Raw genomic sequence first — 262 nt, 5'->3', positions numbered from 1 at the left:
GATTGTCCTTATGCTCTTCCATTAGCTTCACTGCTTCATTGGCTACTTTACCGTCTGTCTGGTCATCATCTGTACCAGGAGCTGCCCAGAATGACAATGCTCCGCCTAATGGTACTTTCCCCATATAATTGGTAATTTTATCTTCCTGCTGTTTGTCGATTCCTATAGGATTGATACGAACATTCCAGGAAAGAGCATCATCCTGTCCGTTTGTTCCGATTTGGGAAGGAACTCCGTAGTGGTAGATTTTACCTACTCTTGC

At 43.9% G+C, this 262-nt stretch carries 1 protein-coding gene; it reads right to left on the bottom strand.

From position 1 onward, the window contains the following. Positions 1–262: hypothetical protein (locus tag ACS2QP_RS27965; RefSeq protein ID WP_438883098.1), on the bottom strand; the 262-nt coding region annotated here is incomplete at both ends.

Origin of the sequence: Bacillus cereus group sp. Bce019, from assembly GCF_051781745.1 — a bacterium.
Classification (GTDB): Bacteria; Bacillota; Bacilli; order Bacillales; family Bacillaceae_G; genus Bacillus_A; species Bacillus_A cereus.
This window is presented reverse-complemented; position numbering and strand designations above follow the sequence as displayed.